The sequence below is a fragment of the Microbulbifer mangrovi genome, from assembly GCF_002009015.1.
In the GTDB taxonomy this organism is placed as follows: domain Bacteria; phylum Pseudomonadota; class Gammaproteobacteria; order Pseudomonadales; family Cellvibrionaceae; genus Microbulbifer; species Microbulbifer mangrovi.
This window is the reverse complement of sequence record NZ_LZDE01000060.1, coordinates 1-534: the sequence shown is the minus strand read 5'-3', so window position 1 is coordinate 534 and position 534 is coordinate 1. Positions and strand designations below refer to the sequence as shown.

1 protein-coding gene is annotated in these 534 nt (G+C 44.6%); it reads right to left on the bottom strand.

Annotation, left to right across the window (positions count from 1 at the left end):
• Positions 1 to 48: 48 nt before the first annotated feature.
• A partial coding sequence (locus B4U49_RS00255) for a hypothetical protein (RefSeq protein WP_204902946.1) occupies positions 49 to 534 on the bottom strand: 486 nt, incomplete at its 5' end.

Sequence of the window (534 nt, the reverse complement as noted above, 5' to 3'; positions counted from 1 at the left end):
CGCGGAGGGCCGAAGGCCTGGAGCGAATTGCCCGGCCTTGTTAAGGTTTTAGTCCACGTAAAACTCGATGGTGAAACTAGCGATAACGCCATCATCCAAATCAAATTTTACGCAATTATTAATTCCGCAGTATTCTCCGCTCTCAGACGAGATGGGCATAGACTGTAATATGCTACTTGGGTCTCCTACGGAAATACCATTCTTGAGTTCATACCCAGGCGCACTAGATCGAATGCCCAAGATGCTGACGTTATCCGATGAAAACACAATGGCTGAGATGTGGCCGTTGATGAAACTATACTCCTTTAGTTTAGCCATACCACCATTGGTATTAGTTTCTTTCGACGATACATCAACAAGCTCGCCGAAATTTAAAACTTCTTCCTCGGTGTGTATTGAATGTTCGTATACCCAACCATCAAATTCTTCGAGTTGCTCTACCGTAACTTCGGCTTTTAATGAAAATGACAACAGAGATATCAGTATACCGGTGATCTTTTTCATGGACACCTTAACGCCCGCAACAGGGGCGAC